26 protein-coding genes are annotated in these 26,105 nt (G+C 60.9%); 18 read left to right on the top strand and 8 right to left on the bottom strand.

The window, feature by feature from the left end; genetic code table 11:
• Positions 1–57: 57 nt before the first annotated feature.
• Entirely contained in the window at positions 58–642 is a 585-nt protein-coding gene (locus CLV89_RS02730) for a TetR/AcrR family transcriptional regulator (protein WP_106162078.1), read from the bottom strand.
• 61 nt (positions 643–703) lie between these two features.
• On the opposite strand from CLV89_RS02730, the gene CLV89_RS02725 reads away from it, so the two are divergent.
• From CLV89_RS02725 to CLV89_RS02715, 3 genes are all read left to right on the top strand, one after another.
• Positions 704–1,129, top strand: a complete 426-nt coding sequence (locus CLV89_RS02725; protein WP_106162077.1) for a VOC family protein — start codon at positions 704–706, stop codon at positions 1,127–1,129.
• A gap of 157 nt (positions 1,130–1,286) precedes the next feature.
• Positions 1,287–1,991 carry a CoA transferase subunit A gene (locus CLV89_RS02720; RefSeq protein ID WP_106162076.1) on the top strand — a complete coding sequence of 235 codons (705 nt, stop codon included), beginning with the start codon at positions 1,287–1,289 and terminating at the stop codon, positions 1,989–1,991.
• Between the two features lie 3 nt (positions 1,992–1,994).
• Positions 1,995–2,621 carry a 3-oxoacid CoA-transferase subunit B gene (locus CLV89_RS02715; RefSeq protein ID WP_106162075.1) on the top strand — a complete coding sequence of 209 codons (627 nt, stop codon included), beginning with the start codon at positions 1,995–1,997 and terminating at the stop codon, positions 2,619–2,621.
• Between the two features lie 91 nt (positions 2,622–2,712).
• Here the strand turns inward: CLV89_RS02715 and CLV89_RS02710 are convergent, their stop codons facing one another.
• Positions 2,713–3,525: a lytic transglycosylase domain-containing protein gene (locus CLV89_RS02710; protein ID WP_106162074.1), complete on the bottom strand. Its 813-nt coding sequence runs from the start codon at positions 3,523–3,525 to the stop codon at positions 2,713–2,715.
• Between the two features lie 361 nt (positions 3,526–3,886).
• Between CLV89_RS02710 and CLV89_RS02705 the strand changes: the two genes are divergently transcribed.
• From CLV89_RS02705 to pdeM, 15 genes are all read left to right on the top strand, one after another.
• Complete coding sequence (locus CLV89_RS02705; RefSeq protein WP_106162073.1) at positions 3,887–4,093, top strand: Flp family type IVb pilin; 207 nt, start codon at positions 3,887–3,889, stop codon at positions 4,091–4,093.
• Positions 4,094–4,192: 99 nt separating this feature from the next.
• Positions 4,193–4,366, top strand: a complete 174-nt coding sequence (locus CLV89_RS22555; RefSeq protein WP_165798079.1) for a hypothetical protein — start codon at positions 4,193–4,195, stop codon at positions 4,364–4,366.
• A gap of 134 nt (positions 4,367–4,500) precedes the next feature.
• Complete coding sequence (cpaB, locus tag CLV89_RS02700) at positions 4,501–5,364, top strand: Flp pilus assembly protein CpaB (protein WP_106162072.1); 864 nt, start codon at positions 4,501–4,503, stop codon at positions 5,362–5,364.
• Positions 5,365–5,579: 215 nt separating this feature from the next.
• Positions 5,580–6,971, top strand: coding sequence for a type II and III secretion system protein family protein (locus CLV89_RS02695; protein WP_106162071.1), 1,392 nt, complete (start codon positions 5,580–5,582; stop codon positions 6,969–6,971).
• 22 nt (positions 6,972–6,993) lie between these two features.
• Entirely contained in the window at positions 6,994–7,614 is a 621-nt protein-coding gene (locus tag CLV89_RS02690; protein ID WP_106162322.1) for an OmpA family protein, read from the top strand.
• 234 nt (positions 7,615–7,848) lie between these two features.
• On the top strand, positions 7,849–9,093 hold the full coding sequence (locus tag CLV89_RS02685; RefSeq protein WP_106162321.1) for a CpaE/TadZ family protein: 1,245 nt from the start codon (positions 7,849–7,851) through the stop codon (positions 9,091–9,093).
• 30 nt (positions 9,094–9,123) lie between these two features.
• On the top strand, positions 9,124–10,572 hold the full coding sequence (locus CLV89_RS02680) for a TadA family conjugal transfer-associated ATPase (RefSeq protein ID WP_106162070.1): 1,449 nt from the start codon (positions 9,124–9,126) through the stop codon (positions 10,570–10,572).
• Positions 10,572–11,540 (top strand): type II secretion system F family protein, encoded by a 969-nt coding sequence (locus tag CLV89_RS02675; RefSeq protein ID WP_106162069.1) that lies wholly within the window; start codon positions 10,572–10,574, stop codon positions 11,538–11,540. Before CLV89_RS02680 ends, CLV89_RS02675 begins: the two co-directional genes overlap by 1 nt.
• A gap of 10 nt (positions 11,541–11,550) precedes the next feature.
• Positions 11,551–12,522, top strand: a complete 972-nt coding sequence (locus tag CLV89_RS02670; protein ID WP_106162068.1) for a type II secretion system F family protein — start codon at positions 11,551–11,553, stop codon at positions 12,520–12,522.
• Between the two features lie 11 nt (positions 12,523–12,533).
• Positions 12,534–13,139: a tetratricopeptide repeat protein gene (locus CLV89_RS02665; protein ID WP_106162067.1), complete on the top strand. Its 606-nt coding sequence runs from the start codon at positions 12,534–12,536 to the stop codon at positions 13,137–13,139.
• A gap of 32 nt (positions 13,140–13,171) precedes the next feature.
• A complete protein-coding gene (locus CLV89_RS02660) occupies positions 13,172–14,023 on the top strand; it encodes a tetratricopeptide repeat protein (RefSeq protein WP_106162066.1) in 852 nt (283 codons plus the stop codon).
• Between the two features lie 15 nt (positions 14,024–14,038).
• Positions 14,039–14,536: a prepilin peptidase gene (locus CLV89_RS02655; protein WP_106162065.1), complete on the top strand. Its 498-nt coding sequence runs from the start codon at positions 14,039–14,041 to the stop codon at positions 14,534–14,536.
• Positions 14,537–14,694: 158 nt separating this feature from the next.
• On the top strand, positions 14,695–16,002 hold the full coding sequence (locus CLV89_RS02650) for a P-loop NTPase family protein (RefSeq protein ID WP_106162064.1): 1,308 nt from the start codon (positions 14,695–14,697) through the stop codon (positions 16,000–16,002).
• A gap of 248 nt (positions 16,003–16,250) precedes the next feature.
• A complete protein-coding gene (locus CLV89_RS02645) occupies positions 16,251–18,668 on the top strand; it encodes a ligase-associated DNA damage response DEXH box helicase (RefSeq protein WP_106162320.1) in 2,418 nt (805 codons plus the stop codon).
• A complete protein-coding gene (gene pdeM, locus CLV89_RS02640; protein WP_243394913.1) occupies positions 18,665–19,351 on the top strand; it encodes a ligase-associated DNA damage response endonuclease PdeM in 687 nt (228 codons plus the stop codon). The genes CLV89_RS02645 and pdeM overlap by 4 nt, the downstream gene beginning before the upstream one ends.
• Positions 19,352–19,439: 88 nt before the next feature.
• Here the strand turns inward: pdeM and folD are convergent, their stop codons facing one another.
• The 6 genes from folD to ftsH all read right to left on the bottom strand — a co-directional run bounded on the left by folD (position 19,440) and on the right by ftsH (position 26,078).
• Complete coding sequence (gene folD / locus CLV89_RS02635; protein WP_106162062.1) at positions 19,440–20,342, bottom strand: bifunctional methylenetetrahydrofolate dehydrogenase/methenyltetrahydrofolate cyclohydrolase FolD; 903 nt, start codon at positions 20,340–20,342, stop codon at positions 19,440–19,442.
• A 44-nt stretch (positions 20,343–20,386) separates the two neighbouring features.
• Entirely contained in the window at positions 20,387–20,692 is a 306-nt protein-coding gene (locus tag CLV89_RS02630) for a chorismate mutase (protein WP_106162061.1), read from the bottom strand.
• Between the two features lie 61 nt (positions 20,693–20,753).
• Positions 20,754–22,430 (bottom strand): formate--tetrahydrofolate ligase, encoded by a 1,677-nt coding sequence (locus CLV89_RS02625; protein WP_106162060.1) that lies wholly within the window; start codon positions 22,428–22,430, stop codon positions 20,754–20,756.
• A gap of 183 nt (positions 22,431–22,613) precedes the next feature.
• Positions 22,614–23,195, bottom strand: coding sequence for an MOSC domain-containing protein (locus CLV89_RS02620; protein ID WP_106162059.1), 582 nt, complete (start codon positions 23,193–23,195; stop codon positions 22,614–22,616).
• 55 nt (positions 23,196–23,250) lie between these two features.
• A complete protein-coding gene (locus CLV89_RS02615) occupies positions 23,251–23,973 on the bottom strand; it encodes a hypothetical protein (RefSeq protein ID WP_133166695.1) in 723 nt (240 codons plus the stop codon).
• 191 nt (positions 23,974–24,164) lie between these two features.
• Entirely contained in the window at positions 24,165–26,078 is a 1,914-nt protein-coding gene (gene ftsH, locus CLV89_RS02610; RefSeq protein ID WP_106162057.1) for an ATP-dependent zinc metalloprotease FtsH, read from the bottom strand.
• Positions 26,079–26,105: the final 27 nt, after the last annotated feature.

Below are 26,105 nucleotides of genomic sequence, written 5' to 3'. Positions count from 1 at the left end.
AAAATGCAGACGCGCCCGTTGGGCCCGGCGCCGCGCTGACGCGCGGCGCCTCGCGTTTCACCCGAAGCCAGTGCCCAGAAGGGCGGCCATCGCAGCCTCGAAATCCTCAGGAGCGCCGTCCCCCTGCGTGATCGCCAAGGCTGCCCGGTCAAACGCCGCCGACAGTACCGTGGCGCGCGCGTCCAGCTCTCCGGCGGGTAGATCTGGCTGCGCTGCGGCCAGACCGAGACGCAGGGCCGCCCTGCCCCCGCCGGCGTCGATGCGATCCATCTCCTGCGCACCGAGGACAGATGGGCCATCAACCAGCAGCAATTGCGCCCGCCCGTCGATCTGCATCGCCGCAAAGAACGCGCGGCTGCCCGCGGTCAACGCGCCCTCACCGACCGCCCCCTGCCCTGCGGCCTGGATGGCCTGCGTGACCGCCTCAGCCTCCTGCTGCACAACGGCGTGAAACAGCGCCCGCTTGTCGTCGAAGTGATGATATAGCGCCCCCCGCGTGGCTCCTGCCGCACGCACGATCTCCGGGGTGCTGGCCTCGGCATAGCCTTTTTCCACAAAGAGCGCGCGCGCCGCCGCGATCAGCCGGGCGCGCATCTGCGCCCGACGCTCTGGATTGGGGGTGGGTTTGTTTTCTTCTTGCATACATGCAGCCTGTTTGTTTACAAAAACATACTGACTGTATGTTACTCTTGGAGAGAGACAGATGAAACCCACTCAATTCTACCCCGTGATCCAGACCCCCGACGTGGGCGCAACGGCGCGCTTCTACCAAACGAATTTTGGCTTCTCGCCCGTCTTCACCTCGGATTGGTACATTCACCTGCAAAGCGATGCGGACCCCGGCGTGAACCTCGCCATCCTCGACGGCAGCCACGAAACCATCCCCGAGGGCGCGCGGGGCACGACCTGCCATATATTGCTGAACTTCGAGGTGGAGGACGCCCGGGCCGAGTATGACCGCCTCAGCGCGCTGGGGCTGGAAGTGGTTAAGCCGCTCTGCGACGAGGACTTCGGCCAGCGCCATTTCATCCTGAAAGACCCCAATGGCGTGCTGATCGACGTCATCACGCCCATCGCCCCCAGCCCGGCCTTTGCCGCTCAATACAATGCCGAAGCGCTGCCCGGCTGAGCCTTTCATCTTTTCAAAAATACCTCCGCCGGAGGCACGGGGCCAATTGGCCCCGTCGCACCATCGGTAGAAATACGCAGAGCTTTCCGTATTCGTTGACTCGACAGCGCAGCTAAGGCGATTAGCTTGATCCAGAGGAAATGGAAGGGAGAGTTCCATGAAAAAGGTATACGGCTCTGCCGCCGAGGCCCTGGACGGGGTGCTGTTCGACGGCATGACCATCGCGGCCGGCGGCTTTGGCCTCTGCGGCATCCCCGAACTGCTGCTTGAGGCGATCAAACAGGCGGGCACCAAGGATCTGACCTTTGCGTCCAACAATGCGGGCGTCGATGATTTTGGCATCGGCATCCTGCTGCAGACCAAGCAGGTCAAGAAGATGATGTCGTCCTACGTGGGCGAGAACGCAGAATTCATGCGTCAGTATCTGTCCGGCGAATTGGAGCTGGAGTTCAACCCGCAAGGCACACTGGCCGAACGCATGCGCGCCGGCGGCTGCGGCATTCCGGGATTCTACACAAAGACCGGCGTCGGCACCCAGATTGCCGAGGGCAAGGAAGTCAAGGAATTCGACGGCGAGGAGTACATCCTCGAACGCGGTATCTTTGCGGATCTGTCGATCGTGAAAGCGTGGAAAGCTGACGAGACCGGCAACCTCGTGTTCCGCAAGACTGCCCGCAACTTCAACCCGCCCGCCGCCATGTGCGGCAAGGTCTGCGTGGTCGAGGTGGAAGAGATCGTGCCCACCGGCAGCCTGGATCCCGATCACATCCACCTGCCCGGCGTCTATGTGCACCGCCTGATCCAAGGCGAGCACGAAAAACGCATCGAAAAAGTGACCACCCGTCCGCGTGAGGAGGCCTGATCCATGGCATGGGACCGCAACCAGATGGCCGCACGGGCGGCACAGGAACTCGAAGACGGCATGTATGTGAACCTAGGCATCGGCATCCCGACGCTGGTGGCTAACTATGTCGGCGACAAGGACATCACCCTGCAATCCGAGAATGGTATGCTGGGCATGGGCCCCTTCCCCTTTGAGGGCGAGGAGGATCCGGACCTGATCAACGCCGGCAAGCAGACCATCACCGAGCTGAACCGAACTGCCTATTTCGACAGCGCAACCTCCTTCGGCATGATCCGGGGCGGCAAGATCGCCGCCGCGATCCTCGGCGCGATGGAAGTGGCGGAGAACGGCGATCTGGCGAACTGGATGATCCCCGGCAAGCTGATCAAAGGCATGGGCGGCGCAATGGACCTGGTGGCGGGCGTGGGCCGCGTCATCGTGGTAATGGATCACGCCAACAAGCACGGCGAGTCCAAGCTGCTGAAGGAATGCACCCTGCCGCTGACCGGCAAGGGCGTGGTGGATCGCATCATCACCAACTTTGGCGTGCTGGACGTGGTTGAAGGTGGCTTGAAGATCGTCGAGGTCGCTGAGGGCGTCACCGAGGACGAGCTGCGCGCCGCCACCGAGGCAACCATCGTCAACTAGTCGACGGATTTTTCCGTCGTAAATGACACGCGTGGCGCGGTGATCGAGAGATCGCCGCGCCTTTTTTGCACGCCCCCCAGACCCTCGACGTTCAGTTCATGGATTGGAAAACGCACCCGTCCGACACCATGATCGGAGGCGTTGTGCACAGGTTGCGCGTGACCCGATAGGCCGCGAGCACCTTTGGTACATAGTCACGGGTTTCCGCATAAGGGGGGACGCCTCCGTGCTCACGCACCGCTCCTGCGCCCGCATTATACCCGGCCAGAACCAGAACCGGATCGCCGGAGAATTCCTGCATGAGCACATCCAGGAACTTCACCCCACCAAGAATGTTCTGCTGCGCATCAAACGCATCCGAAACGCCAAATTGCGTCGCAGTGTCAGGCATCAACTGCATCAGCCCCTGAGCCCCGACCCGGCTGACAGCATCCGCTTTTCCACCGGATTCGACCGCCATGACCGCAAGCACCAGCGCGGGAGAGACATCAGTGCCAATGGTCGACGTCAGCAGGGTCACGCCATAGTCGGCAATCATGTCCTGCAAATCCTGCAGGCGCGGCGCGGGAACTTCGACGCGGCCCTCAAGCACCCCAAGCCCGTCCTGCAACCGCCCCGGAGACGCGCCTGCCAAATCGGTGCCCACCTCATCCCAGAACCAGGCGAACCGCGCGGCCTTCGCCGCCGGAGCAAGCGAGCCGTCCGGCGCAGCTGCAACGGACACATCGGCCGCGGGCTCTGCTTCAGGGTCGATCTGCACGGTGATCCGCTTCTGTGTGCCCGCAGTTGGTGGCCGGACCCGCTTTGCCTCAAAATCCGCGAATGGCACGGGCTGCGCAGCCTCCTGCGCACACACGGCACTCGCGACCAAGAGACCACAGCATGCGGCCAGCACCCTTTTCATATTACGCCCGTTCGTTTTCTGCTCTGATTTGAGAGAATCCTGAGCCAAAGCCGACCAAAAATCCAGTCTGACAGTCGGGAATTGGGCCATTTTGCCATATTTGCTCCTCAATCCGGCTACCCGGGGGGCGTCTACGTCAGACAGAAACGGCAAATTCCCTTTGTGAATAGAACCTTACCGAATTTGCTAACATTTTTTTAATCTTAATGAAGCGTTTCCGGATTTCGGCCCAATTCCTGCCACGCTGCATGCGGATAACAGGGACATCCAAAGCGGGACGTCATCTGAAGGTGAGAGAGCAGATGACACTAAGCGCCCAACAGGATGCCAACATTCTACCGATCCTCAGGAGGGACGAACCATGATCAAATTCTTCAAGAACTTCCGCAAAGACGAAGACGGCGCCGTAACAGTTGACTGGGTTGTACTGACCGCAGCTGTCGCCGTTCTGGGCACCCTCGTTTACAGCCAGATTTCGCAGGGTGTGGTTGATATGACCGCTGACACATCAACCTTCCTCACCACGAACGACGCCGACTCCTACACAGCGCCGACTCCGACCGAGTAATTCGCACCCGTTGCGGATAGCTGAATTGCAAAACTATCCTGGGCCCATCACACGCATCGGCCCAGGATAAGCAATATATGTAGTTTGCGGAGTACGGCCATGAAGACGCTAAAAGCCTTCAGAGCAAGCGAAGACGGCGCAATATCAGTTGATTGGGTCGTCCTGACCGCTGCAATGGCCGCCCTATGTGCTTTGACCGCAAAGTTCATGAGCGATGAGACTTTCGCTCATCTCAACTCCATCGTCGAATACATGAGAAATCTGACATTCTGACCGGCTGAGAGACCTCAAGTCAGAGATGGACCAGCAAGTTGTATTGCCCAGCGGCGCGGCTGGTACCCGATGATGCCACAGAACCGTCCGCCGTAGGCGCAGCACCGCCCTGAGTTTCACTGAAAGGGACTACCATGAGAGCAGTTTTCGGACTTGTGCTCGTCGTGGGCGTCGCCCTGGCTGGCGGCGCCGTCATGATGGCAAAGAACTACATCGAGAGATACCAGACGGCGCTGGCGCAAGAGCAAGCCAACCGGACCACATCCGTGCCAACCGTTGCGGTATTCGTCGCGAATGAAACGCTCTCGTACGGGCAACGCCTGACCAAGGAGTCTGTGCGGGCCGTCGCATGGCCAAAGAATGCCCTGCCAGAGGGTGTCTTCAGCGACGAGGCAACGCTGTTCCCGTCCGAAAAGGCAACAGACGCTCGCTATGTCCTGCGTACCATGGAACGCAACGAGCCCCTGATGGCCGTAAAAGTAACCGCCCCCGGCGAAGACGCTGGCATTACCTCCCGCCTTGAAAAAGGCATGCGGGCTTTTGCCATTCGTGTTGATGTCGCCAGCGGCGTGTCGGGGTTCCTGCGACCCGGCGACCGGGTTGATGTCTACTGGAGTGGCCAGCCACCTGCCCGCCGCGGCCAGGATCACAACGGTGAAGTCACTCGTCTGATCCAGACAAATATTGAACTGATCGCTGTCGATCAGATCGCAGGCAGCGACTTTCGGGACGCGGTCATCGCACGCACGGTGACGGTCAAAGCCCTGCCAGAACAGGTTGCGACCCTTGCTCAGGCTCAATCGACAGGTCGCCTGACGCTGTCCCTTGTCGGTGCCGAAGATGATACGATCGCGTCGCTGGTCGAGGTAGATCAACGTGCACTCTTCGGACTGGGAGAACTGGACGCGCCAGTGCAGGCCGAAGAGAAAAGAGTTTGTACGATCCGCACCCGCCGCGGTGCAGATGTCGTCGACATCCCGATCCCCTGTAGTGATTGAATTTTTTGAATATTTCCTGATCTAAGGACGCAAGGCCCGTATCTCACCTCAGAGGCGCGGGCCTTGTTCTTGTGGCGCGGGATCACCACGCGGCGCGTGAATACACGCTCCGAAGTCATTGATTCTTGCATTGAAACAAGAAGTCGCGCACATTGACCGCAAATTCGGGGCGCAAAGACCCCACACTCTGAGGCGTGATCCGAAAGGCAGGTCACATGTCAATTCGACGTTATTGTGCGGCAGCCCTCACTGGGCTGACCCTTCTGTTTGTTGCGCAGCCCCACGCCACTCTGGCGCAGGGGATCAGCGTTCTGAAAAAGGGCACCAATGCGATTCTGGATGTCCCGATGAATCGGGCCGTGGTGGTGGAGGCTGATGTTCCGTTTGCAGAGCTGAGCATCGCCAACCCAGGGATCGCAGATATCTCGTCCCTGTCAGATCGAACGATCTATGTGCTGGGCAAGTCTCCGGGCATGACCACGCTGACACTGCTGGACGCCTCCGGCCGTCTGATCACCAATGTCGACGTACGCGTTGCGGCAGATGTGAGCGAATTCAAGAAACGCCTGCAGCAGATCCTGCCCACCGAGAAAATCGAGGTGCGTACCGCCAATGACGGGATCGTCCTGTCCGGCAACGTCTCCAGTTCGCAACGACTGCAGCGCGCGCTTGATCTCGCCGAGCGCTATGCACCGGATCGCGTCAGCAACCTGATGACAGTCGGCGGCGTTCAGCAGGTCATGCTCAAGGTACGCTTTGCCGAAATGCAGCGCTCGGTCAGCAAGTCACTTGGCTCTTCTGTTGCCTTCCGCTCCAGTCGCACCACTGGTGAGACCGGAACTTGGCTACAAGGCAATAATGGGCTCGGCCAACCGACGATCACCCCTCAGGGCGAGTCCTTGGGCGCAATGTTTGTCGGATTTGACATCGGTTCTGTTGAGTTCGGCATCCTTCTCGAAGCTCTGGAGCAAAAGGGCCTTGTTCGCACGTTGGCAGAGCCCAACCTGTCCGCCCTCTCCGGTCAGGAAGCCAGCTTCCTTGCGGGTGGCGAGTATCCGGTGCCGGTCGCACAGGACGAAGGGACGACAACCGTCGAATTCAAACCCTTCGGCATCGAGCTGAACTTTACCCCCCGCGTCGTGGACGGCGATCTGATCAATCTTGAATTGATGGCCGCCGTCTCCGCGATCGACACTGCCAACTCCCTGACCTTGAACGGGTTTTCGATCAACGCCTTCACGCGTCGTGAAACCGCGACCACAGTGGAATTGCGTGACGGGGAGAGCTTTGCCATCGCAGGGCTGATTGAGGATGAATTCCGTGACGGCGCCGCCCAGATCCCATGGCTGGGTGATGTGCCTGTGCTGGGGGCCCTGTTCCGCAGCGCGGACTACGAACGCAGCCAGAGCGAGCTGGTGATCATCGTCTCCGCGCATCTGGTGACCCCGACACGTGGCGAAGCCTTGTCGCTGCCCACGGACCGGATCAGGCCACCAAGCGAAAAGAACCTGTTCCTATTTGGTCGCACAGAGCGTGCCCAAGGGGGGGCAGCGGGTGAAGTGGCCAATCAGGACTTCAACGGCTCCTACGGCTATCTCCTTGACTAACCATGACAAAACGGTGGCGCAGATGTTGAAACACGCAGCAATTTTCGGGCTTGCCCTCCTGACGGGGGCCTGCGCCTACAAAGAAGCTGGCGAACCGCTGGATCCGAAATACTTCGGTGTGGCGACCAACAACAACACCGCCGTCCTGTCTGGCGACCGAAGCTACCGTGTGCAACTGGCAACACGGTTTGCCAACGAAGTGCCCAGCACGATCACATTTGATTTTGACAGCGCACGCCTTGATGGCAATGCACGTCAGATTCTGGATGCGCAGGCTGAGTGGATCCGACAGTTTCCAGAGGTTCGGTTCCGCGTGTACGGCCATACCGATGCGGTCGGCAGCCAATCCTACAACAAACGGTTGGGTCTGCGGCGCGCACGCGCGGCCGTGAACTACCTGGTCACCCGAGGCATTTCACGAAAACGCCTGGAGGCGGTGGCCTCGTTTGGTGAAACCCAACCTCTCGTCCTCACGGCGCAGCGCGAACGCCGCAATCGTCGCACAGTGACAGAGGTCAGCGGCTTCGTGGCCGCGCGTGTCAATGAGCTGGACGGCAAATACGCCGCTGTCATCTATCGCGACTACATCACCAGCGCGGCTGCCGTCAGCACCTTGTCGACCGATTCGGGCCTGGACGAGTAAGCACCCTCAAGAGCTAGCGCCGTCTCCACCTGCGGCACGGCTCCTTATCCCTGCCGCAAGGGTAACGATTTGTTAGGTATGTTTAACATTCCCTACAATCGGAGTTTTTTGGCCCCAATCTCGCCTATATTGAGAACGACACTGTTCCCATAAGCGCCGTGTACCTTGTGGTGGGGGCGGCGTCGGTCCAGCATCGGCTTTGCGCCGGGGCCGAACAATGTGGGGATACTGGCGATGACGAGTGGGATTTCGCAAACCGAGGCTGCGCCGATCGCAGCCTGTACAATAAGCCGAGACGTGCAACTCTTCGATCTGTTGATCGAAGACATGGAGGCGGTAATGGGCGAGGCCTGGGGCGACCTGGGCTTTACCGAAGCGCTGGCGTTTTTCTATCAGCCTGAATCTGCAATGGTTGAATTCGTGGCATTGGCTATGGATGCCGAGGACGAAGACAACCTGCCCCTGATGGGCGAGATCATCACGCAAGCCAAATCACGCGGCATCAAGGTCATTCTCGTGGCCGAAGACGTGACCCCCGCGGCCCTGCACAAGCTGCTACGCCAAGGGGCCGACGAGTTCATCCCCTACCCGCTTCCTGAACAAGAACTGGCTGCTGCTGTTGATCGCCTGCGCGAGCCCGCAGCGCCCGAGGCCCCGGCAGCAACGCCGCCGCGGGCTCACAAGCTTCAGGCGGACAGCCAGCGCGAAGGCGCGGTCATCGTCACTCAGGGCCTGGCAGGCGGATCCGGCTCTTCGACGTTTGCGGTCAATCTGGCCTGGGAGCTGGCAGAGCTGAATGCCTCCGAGCGCCCATCGGTCTGTCTGCTGGACCTCGATCTGCAAACCGGCTCCGTGTCGACCTACCTCGACCTTCCGCGCCGCGAAGCTGTGATGGAGATGCTGAGTGAAACAGAGGCCATGGACGAGGACATCTTTGGCCAGTCGCTGATTTCGTTCCAGGACAAGATGCAGGTCCTGACCGCCCCTGCCGACATGGTGCCCCTGGAGTTCATCACTCCGGAGGACATATTGCGGGTGGTGGAAATGGCACGAAGCCACTTTGACTTCGTGGTCATCGACATGCCCCATACGATGGTGCAATGGACCGAAACGGTCCTGAACCTGGCGCATGTCTATTTCGCGATGATCGAATTGGATATGCGCTCCGCTCAGAACGCGCTGCGCGTGAAACGGGCGCTGCAGTCGGAGGATCTGCCCTTTGACAAGCTGCGTTTCCTGCTGAACCGCGCCCCGAAGTTCACCGATCTCAACGGCAAGAGCCGCGTCAAACGCTTGGCAGAGAGCTTGGGGATTTCCATCGACATCCAACTGCCCGATGGCGGCAAAAGCGTTCTGCAAAGTTGCGATCATGGTCAACCATTGGCGATTTCCGCGCCGAAGAACGCGTTGCGCAAGGAAATCGCCAAACTGGCGAAGAACCTGCACGAGTTGGGACGCGCTGAAGCAGAAGCGGCTTGATCGAGCGCGTGAACACCTGGGGGTATCAACATGTTTTCCAAGTATAAGAAACAAGCAGCCGCGCCAGCGGCGCCGAAACCTGCGGCCCCCGCATCCGTTGCCGGAGCGCCCCCCGCACAGGGGGTCAAGGCCATCCTGAGGCGTCCCGAGCAACGCGCTGCCGCCAGCGCTGCCCCGCAGCAGGACCGGGACCGCAAGCGCAAGGAACGCCTGAGCGAAATCAAGATCGAGCTGCACCGCGAGCTGTTGGAAAACCTGAACCTTGCCGCGCTTGAAAAAGCTACAGAATCCGATCTACGCAACGAGATCGCCGCGATCGCCAGCGAAGTCCTGCAGGAAAAGAACATCGTTCTGAACCGTGAGGATCGCCAGCAGCTCAACAAGGAGCTCTACGACGAGGTGACAGGCCTCGGCCCGCTGGAAACCCTGCTCAAGGACGACAGCGTATCCGACATTCTGGTGAACGGTCCGCAGCAGATCTTTATCGAACGTGGAGGCAAGCTGGAACTCAGCGATGTGACGTTCAAGGATGAGCGGCATCTGATGCGGATCATCGACAAGATCGTCTCCGCGGTGGGCCGGCGTGTCGATGAATCCAACCCCTATGTGGATGCCCGCCTTCAGGATGGCTCACGCTTCAACGCCATGGTGCCACCGGTCGCGGTGGACGGCTCGCTGGTCTCCATTCGAAAGTTCAAAAAAGACAAGCTTCAGATCGATGACTTGGTGAATTTTGGCGCATTCACCGAAGAGATGGCTGCATATCTGCAAGCCGCGGTTTCCACCCGGTTGAACATAATCGTCTCTGGCGGCACCGGCTCGGGGAAAACAACCACCCTCAACGCGCTGTCGAGTTTCATCGACAATGCGGAACGGATCCTGACGATCGAGGATACCGCAGAATTGCAGCTGCAGCAGACCCATGTCGGTCGGATGGAAAGCCGCCCGCCCAACGTCGAGGGCAAGGGTGAGGTCAGCCCGCGTGACTGTCTGAAGAACGCCCTGCGGATGCGTCCGGATCGTATCATCGTGGGCGAGACCCGCGGCGCCGAGGTGATCGACATGCTGCAGGCGATGAACACCGGTCACGATGGGTCGATGACCACGATCCACGCCAACTCTGCCCGAGACGGAATTTCGCGCCTCGAAAACATGATCGCGATGGCGGGCATCGAGATGCCGATCAAGGCCGTGCGCAGTCAGATCGCCTCGGCTGTGAACCTGATCGTACAGGCCTCGCGCCTGCAGGACGGCTCACGCCGGATGACCTCGATCACCGAGATCACCGGCATGGAGGGTGATGTGATTTCCATGCAGGAGATCTTTCGCTTCCAGCGCGTCGGTCTGACGCCGGACAACAAGATCCTTGGCCATTTCACCGCAACCGGCGTGCGCAGCCACTACTCGGAACGGTTCCGTCTGTGGGGCTATGACCTGCCTGCGTCAATCTACGAACCCACTGTCATGGAGGCCCGCTGATGCAAATCGGAATTGAACCGCTCATCTACGGGCTGATCTTTGTCGGGGTTCTGGTGCTGGTCGAAGGCATCTATCTGGTCACCTTTGGCAAATCGATCAGCCTCAACAGCCGCGTCAATCGACGTCTCGAGATGATGGAGAAGGGCGCCAACCGTGAGCAGGTGCTGGATCAACTTCGCAAGGAGATGCAGCAGCACCTGAAGTCCCAATCCATCCCGCTGTACTCGCTGCTGGCTGAACGGGCGCAGAAAGCCGCCATCGCGTTTACCCCAGTGCAACTGATCCTGGTGATGTGCGGGCTGGCGGCGCTGGCCTATGTCGGTCTGAGCGTCGGGACCCAAGCCGAGCCACCAGTGCGCGCCTTGGCGTCTGTTATCATCGGCGTGGGCGCGGTGTTTTTCTGGGTCAACTCCAAGGCCAAAAAACGGATGGCCATGCTCGAAGAGCAATTGCCCGACGGGGTGGAGCTGATGGTTCGATCGCTCCGCGTCGGGCATCCGTTTTCGTCAGCCGTGCAAATTGTCGCCAAGGAAGTCGAAGACCCGCTGGCGACGGAGTTTGGCATCATCGCGGACGAATGCGCCTATGGGCGTGATGTTGGTGAAGCGCTGAAGGAGATGGCCGAACGTCTGGACATGCAGGATCTGCGCTTTCTTGCGGTGGCGGTGACCATCCAGCAGCAATCCGGGGGCAATCTCGCCGAAGTGCTGGCCGGACTGGCCAAGGTGATCCGTGCCCGATTCCGCCTGTTTCGCCGCGTGAAGGCGATCACCGCCGAGGCGCAATGGTCCGGCAAATTCCTATCGGGTTTTCCGCTGGTCTGCCTCGTCTCAACGCTGATATCGGATCCGGGCTATTACGACAGCGTCATCGACCACCCCTGGTTCATACCGGCCTGTTTCGTCGTGGGTGGCATGCTCACGGCCAATCTGTTCGTGATGCGCGTGCTGACCAATATCAAGGTCTGAGGAGACTTCCATGAACCCGCTGACATTCGCTCAAGACCTGTTGATCGCGCAGTTCGGGGAGTTCGGTCCGCTTCTGGCGGTCGGCTTCCTCGGCCTGGTGCTGGTCGCCGTGGCTGTTGGGTTGATCCTCAACCAACCCGAGGATCCGCTGAAGAAATTACAGCGCAATCTGACCGAACAGGAAAAGACAAAGCCGCAGAACCAACGTCTGCGGCAGGCAAATCGCAACGAACAACTGCAGAAATTTGCGAACTTTCTGGAACCCCAGGACGCCGAAGAACTTTCGGCCATGGAATTAAAGCTCCAACAGGCCGGTTACCAGTCGAAGGACGCGGTGCGCCTGTTCCACTTCGCGCAGTTTGCCTTGGGTCTCATTGGCCTCGGTCTGGGCCTATTTTACGTCCATGTGATGAATGCCGACGTGGAATATAGCTCGCAGGATATGGCGTTGCGCATCATCGGGATGGGGGGTGCCGCCTATTTCCTGCCCCGCTACTGGATCACACGACGGGTCGAAGAGCGCAAACAGGCCATAACCCGCGCTTTCCCGGACGCATTGGACATGATGCTGGTCTGCGTGGAAGCCGGGCAATCACTGGATCAGGCGATCGTGCGTGTCGGACAGGAGCTGCGTTCGTCCTACCCCGAGCTTGCCGAAGAGTTCGACGTGGTCGCCTATGAGATGAAAGCCGGCAAGGAAAAGGACAGGGTCCTGCGCGACATGGGCACCCGCTGCGGCGTACAGGATGTGTCATCCTTCGTGACGGTGATGATCCAATCCGCGGCCTTTGGTACCTCGATCGCCGAGGCGCTGCGGGTCTATGCGGGCGAGATGCGTGACAAACGCGTGATGCGCGCGGAAGAGGCTGCAAACAAGTTGCCAACCAAAATGACCCTTGCCACAATGGGGCTCACCGTGCCGCCTCTGCTGATCATTCTGGTCGGTCCTTCGGCACAGGGCATTGCAAACTTGGGAAAATAGGCCAAGCCATCATGATATTTCGGATCAGGCGCACCCATCTTTTCCGCCTGGTCTCACCCGCGGTCGCCGCCAGTGCTCTTGCTCTGGCGGCGTCTTGCGTGTCGGGACCAGGCAACGGGCTCGCTCCCATCGCAGCGGATGGCACCTGGGCGCCGGGCGTGGACACCCGCGCTGAAGGCGTAAGCGGACTGGATGTCGGCCACCGGCTGATGGCCGCAGGGCAATACGAGCTGGCCATCGACGCTTTCAACAGGGCGGCATTGGAAGACGGGCTTACGCCACAGGTTCTGTCCGGATTGGGGTCCGCCAATCTTGGCCTTGGTCGCCTTGGCCAGGCCGAGGCCCTGCTGCGCCGCGCCATCAAGGAAGAGCCCCAATGGCCACAGACGCTGAACAACCTCGGCACCGTCCTGATAGAACAGGGAAAATACGCCGAAGCGGAACAGATCCTGCGACGCGCCTACGCATTGGACAATGGCCAAAGTGACGCAATCCGCGATAATTTGCGGCTCGCTATCGAAAATCTTGACAACACAGGGCATAGTGGCGCCAACGGCGCGCAAGATAAATTGGTGCGACAAGGTGGCGGTCTGTACCGCATCGAAACGACACCATAGCGCCAGAGGCAGAGCAGAGAAGGACGCAAAAAATGCGCCATTTGGGACTATTGTCCGCAGGGCTGTTCGGGGCGCTGATCCTGGCCTCCTGCGCCAAGGAAATCGACAAAGATGCCGTCGAACGTGCGCTTCAGGACGTCAACGTCATCGATGAAAGCAACCTCAACAGCGTCGTTCTGAGCAGCTCAGACCCCAATGAGGCTGTCACCTACTTCCAGCGCAGCGTGCAGCAATCTCCTGATCGGATCGACCTCAATCGCGGGCTTGCCAGTTCCTTGATCCGCGCCAAGCGCTACACCGAGGCCGCTGTCGCATGGCAGCGTGTGGTGGACCTTCCGGATGCGAACAGCGATGATCATGTGGCGTTTGCGGATGCGTTGATCCGAAACAATGACTGGGACAAGGCGCGCGAAGTGCTGGACACGGTGCCGCCGACACATGAGACCTTCAAACGGTACCGTTTGGAAGCGATGATCGCCGACTCCGAGCAGGATTGGAAAGCGGCCGACAGTTTTTACGAAACGGCGGTTGGCCTGACCACCAAACCCGCTGGCGTGTTCAACAACTGGGGCTATTCCAAGCTAACGCGCGGTGACTACACCGGCGCAGAACGTCTGTTCGGCGAAGCACTCCGGCAGGATCCCAACCTGTTCACTGCCAAGAACAATCTGGTTCTGTCGCGAGGGGCGCAGCGCAACTACAGCCTGCCCGTGATCACCATGACCCAGACCGAGCGCGCAAAGCTGCTGCATACGATGGCGCTGTCTGCGGTCAAACAGGGCGACGTCAGCACCGGCGAAGGTCTGCTGCGCGAAGCGATAGACACCCATCCACAGCACTTTGACGCAGCCGCCCGCGCATTGGAAGCGCTCGAAAACGGCTGATCGGGAGCCTTTGTGATGCACTTCCCCTCTCAGGCTGCCCTCTGGTTCCTGCCCTTCGTTCTGCCGCTGTGCTATGCCGTTGCCCTGACTGACCTGCGCGGCATGCGCATTCCGAACTGGGCGGTGGACACTCTGGGAGGTGTCTACATCGTGCTGGGGCTTCTGGTCATGCCAACCTGGGCGGACTACGGCTGGCAACTGCTGCATCTGCCCGTCGGTATCGGCATCGGGTTTCTCTTCTATGCCGGCGGCCTGATTGGCGCAGGAGACGCCAAGTTCGCAGGCGCCGCCGCACCCTATGTTGCCTTTGCAGATCTCTCGCTGGTGATTATGCTCTTTGCTGCCATCTTGCTGGCCGGTTTCCTCTCCCATCGCGTCGCCCGCCACACTGCGCTGCGCCGCCTTGCGCCGACCTGGAAGAGCTGGGATGTCGGCAGCAAGTTCCCGATGGGTCTTTGCCTCGGCACGACATTGGCGGTGTATCTCGGCCTCGCGGCATTTTTCGCGCCCTGACCGCTCCGGCCCCATTCGGGTGTCGTTGAAACTCTGTCCGGGTTTTCGCGGAATTGATGCAAGCCTGCCGTGGTCTTGCCACAGTATTGAATAGTCTCTTTGCAAAGATACGTGCGGGCGAAACTCCGTCCGCACCTTGCGAAAAGGCCGCTTGCGACATGAACATGCAGACCCCGACTGTCACCGCGCCCCCGCCCCCCAAAGGCCTGGGAGAGATGAAGCTACCGCTGGTGATGATGCGGGACATCCTCCTGAAGACGATGTTCCGCAAGACGCTCGACACGGTGACAGATCTGTCGGAGGCGATCTGCCTGCCCGGGTCCGTCACACAGGAGCTGGTCGACCTCGCCCGAGATCAGAAGTTGCTTGAAGCAACCGGCACGCTCAATGCCAATTCTGGCAACGAGATGGGCTATCAGCTGACCGATGCGGGCCGGGCGCGGGCACTGGATGCGCTATCACAGTCAGAATATTTTGGCGCCATGCCGGTGCCGCTGGATGTCTACCGCGAGCAGGTGAAACGGCAGTCCATCCGCAACATTCGGGTCTCACGTCAACAGCTTACGGCCGCCATGGGGCATCTGATCCTGCCCGATAGCCTGCTCGACCATCTTGGGCCCGCTGTCAGTGCCGGGCGCTCGATCCTGATGTATGGTCCACCGGGCAACGGCAAGTCCTCGATCTCCAACGGTATCCGCGACGCCCTTGGCGACCGGGTCTATGTGCCCCGCGCCATCGAATACGCCGGTCAGGTGATCACGGTCTACGATCCCATCGTCCACACCGCCATCGCGCCAGAGGTCGAAGACCCCAATGCCCTGCGCAAGCACCGTCGCTTTGACGAACGCTATGTCTGCTGCGAGCGGCCCACCGTCGTCACCGGCGGTGAATTGTCCTTGTCGATGCTGGATCTGGTCTACAACCCAACCGCACGCACCTATCAGGCGCCGCTGCAGCTGAAATCCACCGGCGGCATCTTCATCGTCGACGACCTTGGACGTCAGGCCGAAAGCCCGCAGGCGCTGGTCAACCGCTGGATCGTCCCGCTGGAAGAGAGCAAGGATATCCTCGCCCTGCAGTCGGGCGAGAAATTCGAGGTGCCCTTTGACACGCTGGTGATCTTTTCCACCAACTTCCATCCCAACGAGATCTTCGACCAGGCGGCGTTGCGGCGGATCTTCTTCAAGATCAAGATCGACGGGCCGGATCAGGAGAACTTCCTGAAGATCTTTGCCCTCGTTGCCCGCAAGAAGGGCGTGCCCCTTGATGAGGCCGCGCTGGTGCATCTGTTGAAGACGAAGTACCCGACCATCAACAATGTCTATGCCAACTACCAGCCAGTGTTCCTGATCGATCAGATGATCTCCATTTGTGAATTCGAGGGCATGCCCTATCAGATGTCACCGGAACTGATTGATCGCGCTTGGGCCAACATGTTTGTGAAAGACGAAACCATCGTGAAATAGGCCCGCCCGCAGCGCGCGTCTGTTTCCGTCCGCACCAGTCGCAAGGGGGCTCTCCCGCCCGTCGCCGGATCATATCTGATCCGCTCCCGTTGGGCCGGGCACCGTGCAACGGCACGGTTCCGGAGCACGCCGCGACGGCGGGAAACAGCTGCCGGAGCGAAGCGCCAGCCGGTCCGTCAAAGGACGGTAGTGCCTCCTTTCTCCATTTACTCTGTTGCTGCACCGCATGATTGGACTAAATGGGGAACATGCACGATCTACCACAACAGATTCTGTCCTGGTTCGCGACCCGAAGCTGGTCGCTCCACCCGCACCAGAAGGACATGCTGGCGCGCAAGGACGCGCCCGCCACCCTGCTCATTGCCCCGACCGGTGGCGGCAAGACCATGGCCGGGTTCCTGCCCACGCTGGCAGAGCTGGCCGATGGCAGTCACGCGGGGCTGCACACGCTATATGTTTCCCCTCTCAAAGCGCTGGCGGCTGACATCAAGCGCAACCTCACCGGTCCGGTCGCGGAAATGGGCCTGCCGATCCGCATCGAGGACCGCACCGGCGACACGCCCTCCTCACGCAAGCGGCGCCAGCGGGCCGACCCGCCACATATCCTGCTGACCACGCCGGAAAGCCTCGCGCTGATGGTATCCTATGAGGATGCCGCGCGCACCTTCAAAGGATTGCAGCGGGTCATCGTGGACGAGGTACATGCGCTGGCCGAAAGCAAGCGCGGCGATCAGCTGATGCTGGCGCTGAGCCGCCTGCAGGCGCTCTGCCCCGATCTGCGCCGCGTCGGACTGTCGGCCACGGTGGATGACCCGGCGGCGATCGCAAACCGTCTGGCGCGCCATCCAGACCCCTGCCCGATCCTGATGGCGGATCCCGGCCCAGCGCCGAACATTCGCATGCTGGAGGTCTCCGACGCGCCGCCCTGGGCGGGCGGCGGTGCGGCGTATTCCATTCCCGCCGTGCTCGACCAGATCCGCCAACACACCACCACGCTGATCTTTCACAACACTCGTGCACAGGCAGAAATCTTCTTTCACAACCTGTGGCTTGCCAATGACGAGGGACTGCCCATCGGCATTCACCACGGCTCGCTCGACCGGGTGCAGCGCGAACGGGTCGAGGGTGCCATGGTGCGCGGAGAATTGCGTGCGGTGGTCTGTACAGGGTCGCTCGACCTCGGCATCGACTGGGGCGATGTGGATCTGGTGATACAGATCGGTGCCCCCAAGAACGTCAAGCGGCTGGTACAGCGAATAGGCCGCGCAAATCACCGCTACAACGCCCCCTCGAAGGCCTTGCTGGTGCCCGCAAACCGGTTCGAGGTGGTCGAATGCCGCGCGGCACTGGAGGCCGCACGTGCGGGCGATCTCGACGGAGATCCCCTGCCCCCCGGTCCGCGAGATGTGCTGTGCCAACACATCCTGATCGCCGCCTGCGCCGGACCGTTTTCCGCCGATGACCTTTATGCCGAAGTTACCGGCGCAGGCGCCTATGCTGCACTCTCTCGCACCGCTTTCGACGTCTGTCTCGAATTTTGCGCCACCGGTGGCTATGCCTTGCGCGCCTACGACCAATGGCAGCGATTGTTGCAACGCCCTGATGGGCTGTGGCAATTGCGCGATCCCCGCGCGACGGCGCGCATCCGCATGAATCTCGGCACCATTCAGGACACCGACACGCTCAAGGTGCGCCTGCGTCGCAGCCGCGGCGGCAAGCCGCTGGGCGAGATCGAAGAGGGATTTGCCGCCACGCTCACCGCTGGAGATACCTTCCTGATCGCCGGCCAGATCGTGCGTTACGAAGGCCTGCGCGACATGACCGTGGAGGTCACCCGGAATGCGGCGAAAAAGCCCAAGGTCGCCACGTTCAACGGCACTAAATTCGCCACCTCCACCCAGCTCTCGGACCGGATACTGCGCATTCTGAACCAGGAGCACTGGCTCGGGCTGCCCGACCACACCGCCGACTGGCTGGCGCTTCAACGCCAGGTCTCGCACATGCCGCGCGCCGGTCGCCTGCTGGTCGAGAGCTTCCCCCACGACGGGCGCGAACACATCTGCGCCTATGGGTTTGCGGGCCGCAATGCGCAGCAGACGCTGGGCCTATTGCTGACAAAGCGGATGGAGGAGCTGGGGCTCGATCCGCTGGGTTTTGTTGCGACCGACTATGCGACCCTGATCTGGGGGCTGGAGCGGGTCACTGATCCGCATGCGCTGTTCGACCTTGACGCCCTGCGTGACGGGTTAGAGGGCTGGCTGGCCGAGAATGCGGTGATGAAACGCGCCTTTCGGGCCGCCGCAACCATAGCCGGGCTGATTGAGCGCAACACGCCGGGGCAGCGCAAATCGGGCCGTCAGGCGACGTTTTCCTCCGATATCCTGTATGACACGTTGCGCAAATATGACCCCGATCACCTTCTGCTGGACATCACCCGCGAAGAGGCGCTGCGTGGCCTCGTCGACTTTGGCCGTATCGAGGAGATGATGTTCCGCGTCGGTGACCGCATCGATCTGGTGCGGCTGTCGCGGATATCCCCACTGGCGGCCCCGCTGCTGCTGGAAGTCGGTAAGATTCCGATCAAGGGCACAGGGATTGAACGCCTGATGGCGCAAGAGGCCGAGGCACTGATGCAGACATCCGGTCTTGCGGATCTGGCGCAATGACGTCATCCACTGCTGTCATGCTGAACAACATCTCTGCCGGCTTTGATGTCACCTTTCACGGCGCCCGCTTGACCGCACTGGCCGCTCGCGCGCTCTGGTGGGGGGCTGATACGACATTGGTGGTCTCCGACCTGCATCTGGGAAAATCCGAACGTGTCGCGCGCCGCACCGGCGTCTCACTGCCGCCCTACGAGACCCACGATACGCTGGACCGGTTGGAAACGCTGATTGCGGCCCTGTCCCCCACGCGAGTCATCTGCCTCGGCGACACATTCGACGATGATCTTGCCGCCAGCAGCCTGACCACATCCGACAGAGCACGGCTGCAGGCCCTGATGCAGGGGCGGCACTGGATCTGGGTCGAAGGCAACCACGATCCCGCGCCCCCCGCGCTGGGGGGCGACCCCGTGGCGGAGCTCCGACTCGGAGCGCTGGCCTTCCGCCATATCGCGTCACCAGATGCGGTCGGCGAAATCAGTGGCCACTACCACCCCAAGGTCCGTCTGCGCGGTCAGTCACGCCCGGCCTTCCTGCTGGACAAGAGCCGGCTGATCATGCCGGCCTTCGGCACCTATACCGGCGGGCTGCGCAGCACCGACGCGGCGCTCACCGCTCTGATGGACAAGCGGGCCCTGGCCATTCTGACCGGCGCGCGGGCCCTGCCCTGCCCGATGCCCCGCTAACGCAAGAACGGCGCGCCTGATCGGGCACGCCGTTCCTTCATCTTTTCAAAAATACCTCCGCCGGAGGCCGCGACGCAGCAGCGTCGCTTCAGGCGGTCAGCCCCTCGGGCTCGGCCAGGTTGTTGGCCCGGCAGCAGGCGGTCACGGTATTGGCCAGCAGGCAGGCGATGGTCATCGGCCCCACCCCGCCGGGCACCGGCGTGATCGCACCGGCACGCGCGGCCGCACTCTCGTAGTGCACATCACCAACAAGACGGGTCTTACCCTCGCCCTTCTCGGGCGCGTCGATCCGGTTGATGCCGACGTCGATTACGGTGGCACCTTCCTTGATCCAGTCGCCCGGCACCATTTCGGGGCGCCCCACGGCGGCCACAACGATATCGGCGCGGCGCACCACATCCGGCAGGTCCTTGGTGCGCGAATGGGCAATGGTCACGGTGCAGCTGTCGCCCAGCAAAAGCTGCGCCATCGGCTTGCCGACGATGTTGGAGCGACCGATCACCACCGCATCCATGCCAGAGATCGAGCCGTGATGGTCACGCAGCATCATCAGGCAGCCCAGCGGCGTGCAGGGCACCATGGATTTCTGTCCCGTTCCCAGCAGGCCTACGTTGGAGATGTGAAACCCGTCCACATCCTTGGCCGGCGCGATCGAGTTGATCACCAGATCCTCGTCCAGATGCTTCGGCAGCGGCAGCTGCACCAAGATGCCGTGCACGGCGGGATCATTGTTCAAATTGTCGATCAGAGCCAGCAGATCCGCCTCGGAGGTGTCCACGTCGAGCTTGTGCTCGTAGGAATTCATACCAACCTCGGTGGTCTGCTTGCCCTTGGAGCGCACATAGACCTGGGACGCGGGGTCTTCACCCACCAGAACCACCGCCAGACCGGGGGTGATGTCGTGCTCTGCCTTCAGACGCGCCACATGTTCGGCCACCTGGCCACGGACCCGGGCCGCAAAGGCCTTGCCGTCAATGATTTCTGCTGCCATCGCTTTATTCCTTGTCTCGGTGCACACCCCGGTAGGGGCGCGGCTCAAGTCTCCGGGATGTCTCGCGCCTCGCGCGAAATCGACCAATCCACCATATCGCGCCAAATGCCTTCGACCAGCTTGGGGTCCAGCCCCTCGGCCTCGGCCGTCCGGCACGCATTGGCGATGACCTCCTCCACCCGGGACTCGATCCGTGCCGGCCATCCGTTGGCCTGCTTCAAGGTCACGGCGCGGTCGATATAGGCCACGCGATCCCGAAGCAGCTTCACCAGTTCCACGTCGATCGCATCGATCGCCTGACGCAGTTCGGACATGTCGGCACAGTCTTGCGGCGGTTTGCGGTCGGTCATCTGTTTCAAACTCCTACGGCCCGGGGAACCTCCCCGGGCCGCAGATTGCCTATTTCGGGCCTTAGAACAAGCCTTCGATCAGACCTTCTTCGTTCAGGCGGATGCTTTCCGACGCAGGCGTGCGCGGCAGACCCGGCATGGTCATGATCTCACCGCAGACAACCACGATGAAACCGGCACCCGCCGAGAGGCGCACTTCGCGTACCGGCACGGAGTGGCCGGTTGGCGCGCCGCGCAGGTTGGGGTCGGTGGAGAAGGAGTACTGGGTCTTCGCCATGCAGACCGGCAGATGACCGTATCCCGCATCTTCCCATTCTTTCAGCTGGTTGCGGATCTTTTGGTCGGCCAGAACTTCGTCGGCGCGGTAGATGCGCTTTGCGATGGTTTCGATCTTCTCGAACAGCGGCATCTCGTCGGGGTAGAGCGGACCGAAGTTCGCGGAGCCACCTTCAACCAGTTCAACCACTTTCTCCGCCAGCGGTGCGGAGCCTTCGGAGCCCAGTTCCCAATGGCGCGACAGGACCGCGTCAACACCGTGGGTGGCGACATATTCCTTGACCGCGTTGATTTCTGCCTCGGTGTCGGTGACGAAGTGGTTGATTGCCACAACCGCCGGCACGCCGAAGGATTTCACGTTCTCGATGTGACGGCCGAGGTTGGCGCAGCCGTTCTGCACCGCCTCGACATTTTCCGCACCAAGGTCGGCCTTGGCAACGCCGCCGTTCATCTTCATCGCGCGCACCGTGGCCACGATCACCACAGCGGAGGGCGCAAGACCAGCCTTGCGGCATTTGATGTTCATGAACTTCTCGGCGCCAAGGTCAGCACCAAAACCCGCTTCGGTGACAACAAAGTCGGCGACTTTCAACGCAGTCTTGGTCGCGATCACCGAGTTACAGCCGTGAGCGATGTTGGCAAACGGGCCGCCGTGCACGAAGGCCGGGTTGTTTTCCAGCGTCTGCACGAGGTTCGGCTGCATCGCATCCTTCAGCAGCACGGTCATCGCGCCTTCGGCCTTGATGTCGCGGCAGTAGACGGCGGTCTTGTCGCGGCGATAGGCCACGATGATGTCGCCGAGACGCTTTTCCAGATCCTTGAGATCGTCCGCAAGGCAGAGGATCGCCATGACTTCAGACGCCACGGTGATGTCAAAGCCGGTCTCGCGCGGGAAGCCGTTGGACACGCCACCGAGGGAAGCCGTGATCTGACGCAGGGCACGGTCGTTCATGTCGACCACACGACGCCATGCGACGCGGCGAATGTCGATGTCCAGCTCGTTGCCCCAGTAGATGTGGTTGTCGATCATGGCAGACAGCAGCGAGTGGGCAGAGGTGATGGCGTGGAAGTCGCCGGTGAAGTGGAGGTTCATCTCCTCCATCGGCACGACCTGTGCGTGACCACCGCCTGCAGCGCCACCCTTCATACCGAAGTTCGGGCCGAGGGAAGCTTCGCGGATGCAGACCATCGCGTTCTTGCCGATACGGTTCAGGCCATCGCCCAGACCCACTGTGGTGGTGGTCTTGCCTTCGCCCGCCGGTGTCGGGTTGATCGCGGTCACCAGGACCAGCTTGCCGTCTTCGCGGCCCTGCACGGAGTTGATGAACTCCTGGCTCACCTTGGCCTTGTCGTGGCCGTAAGGCAGCAGATCTTCGTTCTTCATGCCCAGTTTGGCGCCGACCTCCTGGATCGGGAGCTTGTTCGCCTCGCGGGCGATTTCAATGTCACTCTTGTAGCTCATGGCCTGGTTCCTAAGTGTCGAGTTGGCAGGGGCCGGCAACGGGCACCGGTACTCCCCTACGCTTATCCCGTCATGAAAAACACGCGCCCCTAGTTTCCGACATAATTGCGCTTCAGAACGTCGTCAGCGGCATTCGAAGGCCCGCGATCAGGCCCTGAGGCAGAATATTCTTCCAGGCATAGCTCAGCGCGCACCACCCCAGCCGCGTTGAGCAGGCACATAGAGGCGCAAAATGTCGCCCAGCCTGACCTGCCCCGGACGTTCCACCCAGGCGGTGATTCCCCGTCTGTTGGCCGCCGCCGTCTTGAACTTTGGACCATAGCCCGCGTGATCCTTCTCGATCTCGCGTCCCGGCAAGATGCAGGGGCGATTCTCCATATCGACGGTCAGGGTCACCCCTTCCGCCCCCTGCAGGCGCGCAGATGGGGGAACGAATGTAAAATCGGGAATGCCACGGACCACCATGGTCGCACCAAGATGGCGTGGATCAACCCGATCCAGCCCCATATCAGCCGCGATAAGCGCTAGCTCTTCTTCCGACAGGATGGTCATCTGACGCACGTTGCGAATTTGGGTGCCCGTCTCGTAGAGGTTCTTTACCCGCACACAGGAGGCGCGCTCTGTGCCCTCATGCCGTGCGCCGGTGATCCCGTGAAACCCCAATTCAAGCGCCTCACGCGCCTCGGCCTGGATGCCGCTGTCGGCCGGCACCATGCCAAGCCAAGTGATTTCGCTACTGAATTCGGTTTCTGTAAGGACAGGCATGTCATCGACTTTCTGCGCTGGAAGGGAGCGCGCAGTCTAGCCGATCACACCTCGGTCACAAGTGCGATCCGCCCAGATGATCCCGGCGCACACGCGCCTCCAGCAAACTGATCGCCCAGACGATCACGACCACGGCAAACAATTCGAACAGCTCTTCATATATCATGGCGGTAGCCACCGTTTGCGGATCCAGTGTCAGACCAAAATCAGCCAGTTTGCGACCAATGCCATCCAGGCTCTTGGCGACGACCAAAAGCCCCAGCGCGCCGCAGCTACACCAGGCCCAGGCCGCCCCGCGCCGCACCTCAGCCCAGAGCACCGGCAGATTGCGCCTGCACAGGCGCCAGGCTACGGTCAGCACCATCAGGATAACCACAAGTCCCACGATCTTTTGCCAATACGGCGCGTCGCCAGAGTACAGCCGCAGTTGCAGGATACCGTCGTCGAGAAAGCGTTTGTCGAAATCCATCTCCCGGCTGAACAGCAACAGGAACAGCGCGAGTATCTGCCATTGCGATCCAAACACGCGTCCCGGCGCGAAATAGATCACCATGATCGCGCATAGGCCCCAAAGCACGGCGGAGGCCACCTCGACCGGTCCCCCCTCGTGCAGAGCGGCGCTGAGAGGGCTGTAGTAGACCTGCGCAACCCAGACCGCAAAGGCCCCGCAGAGGGTCGCCAGAGCCGCAAAAACCAGCGGCGCCGGAATGCGCGGCGCGAATATACCCGCTTCAGGCATGAGGGGAGCGGGCGACAGATCAGTGAAAGGAATACGCACGACGGCTCCCGGGGCGGTGACAGATGCTGCCTATATCTGAACGCGGGCAAGTGCGATCAAGGGGGACATGTCATTTTTATGACACGGCCGGGGCGTCGCCCAATCCTTTGATACATAAATGAAAAAAGCCGCAGCGAGATGCTGCGGCTTTTTTTTCGACTGTAAGAACGTGGCGGAACGCCGGGGCCCTATCAGGCCGAAGGTTCGGGTTCCATATCGCCGTCCGGCGGCGATTTCTTCGACTTTGCTTTCGGGATCGCAGTGATCGAGGTCGCGCCGGAATCCGCGTCGTCGTCTGCATCATCGTCGACCTGCGGCGGCTCGCCGTTCATGACGCGCTTGATCTCTTCGCCTGTCAGGGTCTCGTACTCCAGAAGACCTTCCGCAAGACGCTCCCACTCTACCTTTTTGTCCTGCAGGATCTGATAGGCCTGCTGATAGGCGTTTTCGATGAAGGTGCGCACTTCCTCTTCGATCAGCTCTTTGGTGTTGGCAGAGACGGAGAACCCACCGGTATTGCCGGAATAACCCTCATGCGCTTCGGCGTAGTCGATATTGCCGACCTTGTCCGACATGCCCCAGCGCAGCACCATCGCACGCGCGAGCTGGCTGGCCTGTTGGATATCACCTGCCGGACCGTTGGACACGTGGCCCTCGCCGTATTTGATGATCTCTGCGGCCTTACCAGCCATGGTCATTGTCAGCTTTTGTTGGCATTCATCCTTGTGCCAGTTCAGCCGGTCCATCTCTGGCAGTGAAACAACCATGCCGAGCGCGCCGCCACGGGGAATGATCGTGGCCTTATAGACCGGGTCACATTCGGGCAGCATCAGACCGACCACAGCGTGGCCCGCCTCGTGATAGGCTGTTTTCTCTTTCTGATCGGCGGTCAGCACCATGGAGCGGCGCTCCGCCCCCATCATCACCTTGTCTTTCGCGTTCTCGAAATCTTCCATGGTGACAAAGCGGCGTCCCACACGCGCGGCCATCAACGCCGCCTCGTTCACAAGGTTCGCCAGATCGGCACCGGAGAACCCGGGCGTACCACGCGCGATGATGCGCAGATCCACGTCAGCGCCCAGCGGAGTCTTGCGGGCGTGCACGCCGAGGATCTTCTCGCGGCCTTTGATGTCAGGGTTGCTGACGGTCACGTTACGGTCAAAGCGGCCAGGACGCAGCAGCGCCGGGTCAAGCACGTCCTTGCGGTTTGTCGCCGCCAGAATGATCACGCCCTCGTTGGCCTCAAAGCCGTCCATTTCCACCAGAAGCTGGTTGAGGGTCTGTTCGCGCTCATCGTTGCCACCGCCGTAACCGGCACCACGATGACGGCCCACGGCGTCGATCTCGTCGATAAAGACGATACAGGGCGCGTTCTTCTTCGCCTGTTCGAACATGTCGCGCACGCGGCTTGCACCAACGCCCACGAACATCTCGACAAAGTCGGACCCGGAAATGGTGAAGAAGGGCACACCCGCCTCGCCCGCGATGGCGCGCGCCAGAAGCGTTTTACCCGTGCCCGGAGGGCCCACCAGCAACGCACCCTTGGGGATTTTGCCACCAAGACGAGAGAACTTCTGCGGGTTGCGCAGGAATTCCACGATCTCTTCCAGCTCTTCCTTGGCCTCGTCGATGCCCGCAACGTCGTCAAAGGTCACGCGGCCATGCTTCTCGGTCAGCATCTTGGCCTTGGACTTGCCAAAGCCCATGGCGCCGCCTTTGCCACCGCCCTGCATGCGGTTCATGAAATAGATCCAGACACCGATCAACAGCAGGAACGGCAGAAGGGTCAGCAGGAAGGACTGGAATGTCGACTGCTGCTGCTTTTCCGCGCGGATGGGGATGTCTTTGGCGATCAGCATTTGGGTGACTTCGGCATCGCCCGGTTTGATCGTCGTATAGCTCTGACCGTCAGAGGTGGTGTAGCGGACCTGCTCGCCATCCAGCGTCACGGTACTGACCTGACCGTTGTCAACGGCGGTCACAAATTCCGAATAAGTCTTCTCGCGGCTCTGAAGTGTGCTGCCGGACCCGCTGAACAGATTGAACAGGGTCACGACGAGCAGGAACAGAACTACCCAGAAGGCGATATTGCGTGCGTTGCCCAAAATGGCTCTCCCAAGAATTCCAAGGAC

Source organism: Tritonibacter scottomollicae (assembly GCF_003003215.1).
Classification (GTDB): domain Bacteria; phylum Pseudomonadota; class Alphaproteobacteria; order Rhodobacterales; family Rhodobacteraceae; genus Epibacterium; species Epibacterium scottomollicae.
The sequence above is the reverse complement of the archived record's forward strand: the minus strand, read 5'-3'. Positions and strand labels throughout refer to the sequence as shown.

Bases quoted from the DNA above. Each gene is read 5' to 3' on its own strand.
- CLV89_RS02730 (WP_106162078.1), bottom strand. From the start codon at position 642: ATGCAAGAAGAAAACAAACCCACCCCCAATCCAGAGCGTCGGGCGCAG.
- CLV89_RS02725 (WP_106162077.1), top strand. From the start codon at position 704: ATGAAACCCACTCAATTCTACCCCGTGATCCAGACCCCCGACGTGGGC.
- CLV89_RS02720 (WP_106162076.1), top strand. From the start codon at position 1,287: ATGAAAAAGGTATACGGCTCTGCCGCCGAGGCCCTGGACGGGGTGCTG.
- CLV89_RS02715 (WP_106162075.1), top strand. From the start codon at position 1,995: ATGGCATGGGACCGCAACCAGATGGCCGCACGGGCGGCACAGGAACTC.
- CLV89_RS02710 (WP_106162074.1), bottom strand. From the start codon at position 3,525: ATGAAAAGGGTGCTGGCCGCATGCTGTGGTCTCTTGGTCGCGAGTGCC.
- CLV89_RS02705 (WP_106162073.1), top strand. From the start codon at position 3,887: ATGATCAAATTCTTCAAGAACTTCCGCAAAGACGAAGACGGCGCCGTA.
- CLV89_RS22555 (WP_165798079.1), top strand. From the start codon at position 4,193: ATGAAGACGCTAAAAGCCTTCAGAGCAAGCGAAGACGGCGCAATATCA.
- cpaB (WP_106162072.1), top strand. From the start codon at position 4,501: ATGAGAGCAGTTTTCGGACTTGTGCTCGTCGTGGGCGTCGCCCTGGCT.
- CLV89_RS02695 (WP_106162071.1), top strand. From the start codon at position 5,580: ATGTCAATTCGACGTTATTGTGCGGCAGCCCTCACTGGGCTGACCCTT.
- CLV89_RS02690 (WP_106162322.1), top strand. From the start codon at position 6,994: ATGTTGAAACACGCAGCAATTTTCGGGCTTGCCCTCCTGACGGGGGCC.
- CLV89_RS02685 (WP_106162321.1), top strand. From the start codon at position 7,849: ATGACGAGTGGGATTTCGCAAACCGAGGCTGCGCCGATCGCAGCCTGT.
- CLV89_RS02680 (WP_106162070.1), top strand. From the start codon at position 9,124: ATGTTTTCCAAGTATAAGAAACAAGCAGCCGCGCCAGCGGCGCCGAAA.
- CLV89_RS02675 (WP_106162069.1), top strand. From the start codon at position 10,572: ATGCAAATCGGAATTGAACCGCTCATCTACGGGCTGATCTTTGTCGGG.
- CLV89_RS02670 (WP_106162068.1), top strand. From the start codon at position 11,551: ATGAACCCGCTGACATTCGCTCAAGACCTGTTGATCGCGCAGTTCGGG.
- CLV89_RS02665 (WP_106162067.1), top strand. From the start codon at position 12,534: ATGATATTTCGGATCAGGCGCACCCATCTTTTCCGCCTGGTCTCACCC.
- CLV89_RS02660 (WP_106162066.1), top strand. From the start codon at position 13,172: ATGCGCCATTTGGGACTATTGTCCGCAGGGCTGTTCGGGGCGCTGATC.
- CLV89_RS02655 (WP_106162065.1), top strand. From the start codon at position 14,039: ATGCACTTCCCCTCTCAGGCTGCCCTCTGGTTCCTGCCCTTCGTTCTG.
- CLV89_RS02650 (WP_106162064.1), top strand. From the start codon at position 14,695: ATGAACATGCAGACCCCGACTGTCACCGCGCCCCCGCCCCCCAAAGGC.
- CLV89_RS02645 (WP_106162320.1), top strand. From the start codon at position 16,251: ATGCACGATCTACCACAACAGATTCTGTCCTGGTTCGCGACCCGAAGC.
- pdeM (WP_243394913.1), top strand. From the start codon at position 18,665: ATGACGTCATCCACTGCTGTCATGCTGAACAACATCTCTGCCGGCTTT.
- folD (WP_106162062.1), bottom strand. From the start codon at position 20,342: ATGGCAGCAGAAATCATTGACGGCAAGGCCTTTGCGGCCCGGGTCCGT.
- CLV89_RS02630 (WP_106162061.1), bottom strand. From the start codon at position 20,692: ATGACCGACCGCAAACCGCCGCAAGACTGTGCCGACATGTCCGAACTG.
- CLV89_RS02625 (WP_106162060.1), bottom strand. From the start codon at position 22,430: ATGAGCTACAAGAGTGACATTGAAATCGCCCGCGAGGCGAACAAGCTC.
- CLV89_RS02620 (WP_106162059.1), bottom strand. From the start codon at position 23,195: ATGCCTGTCCTTACAGAAACCGAATTCAGTAGCGAAATCACTTGGCTT.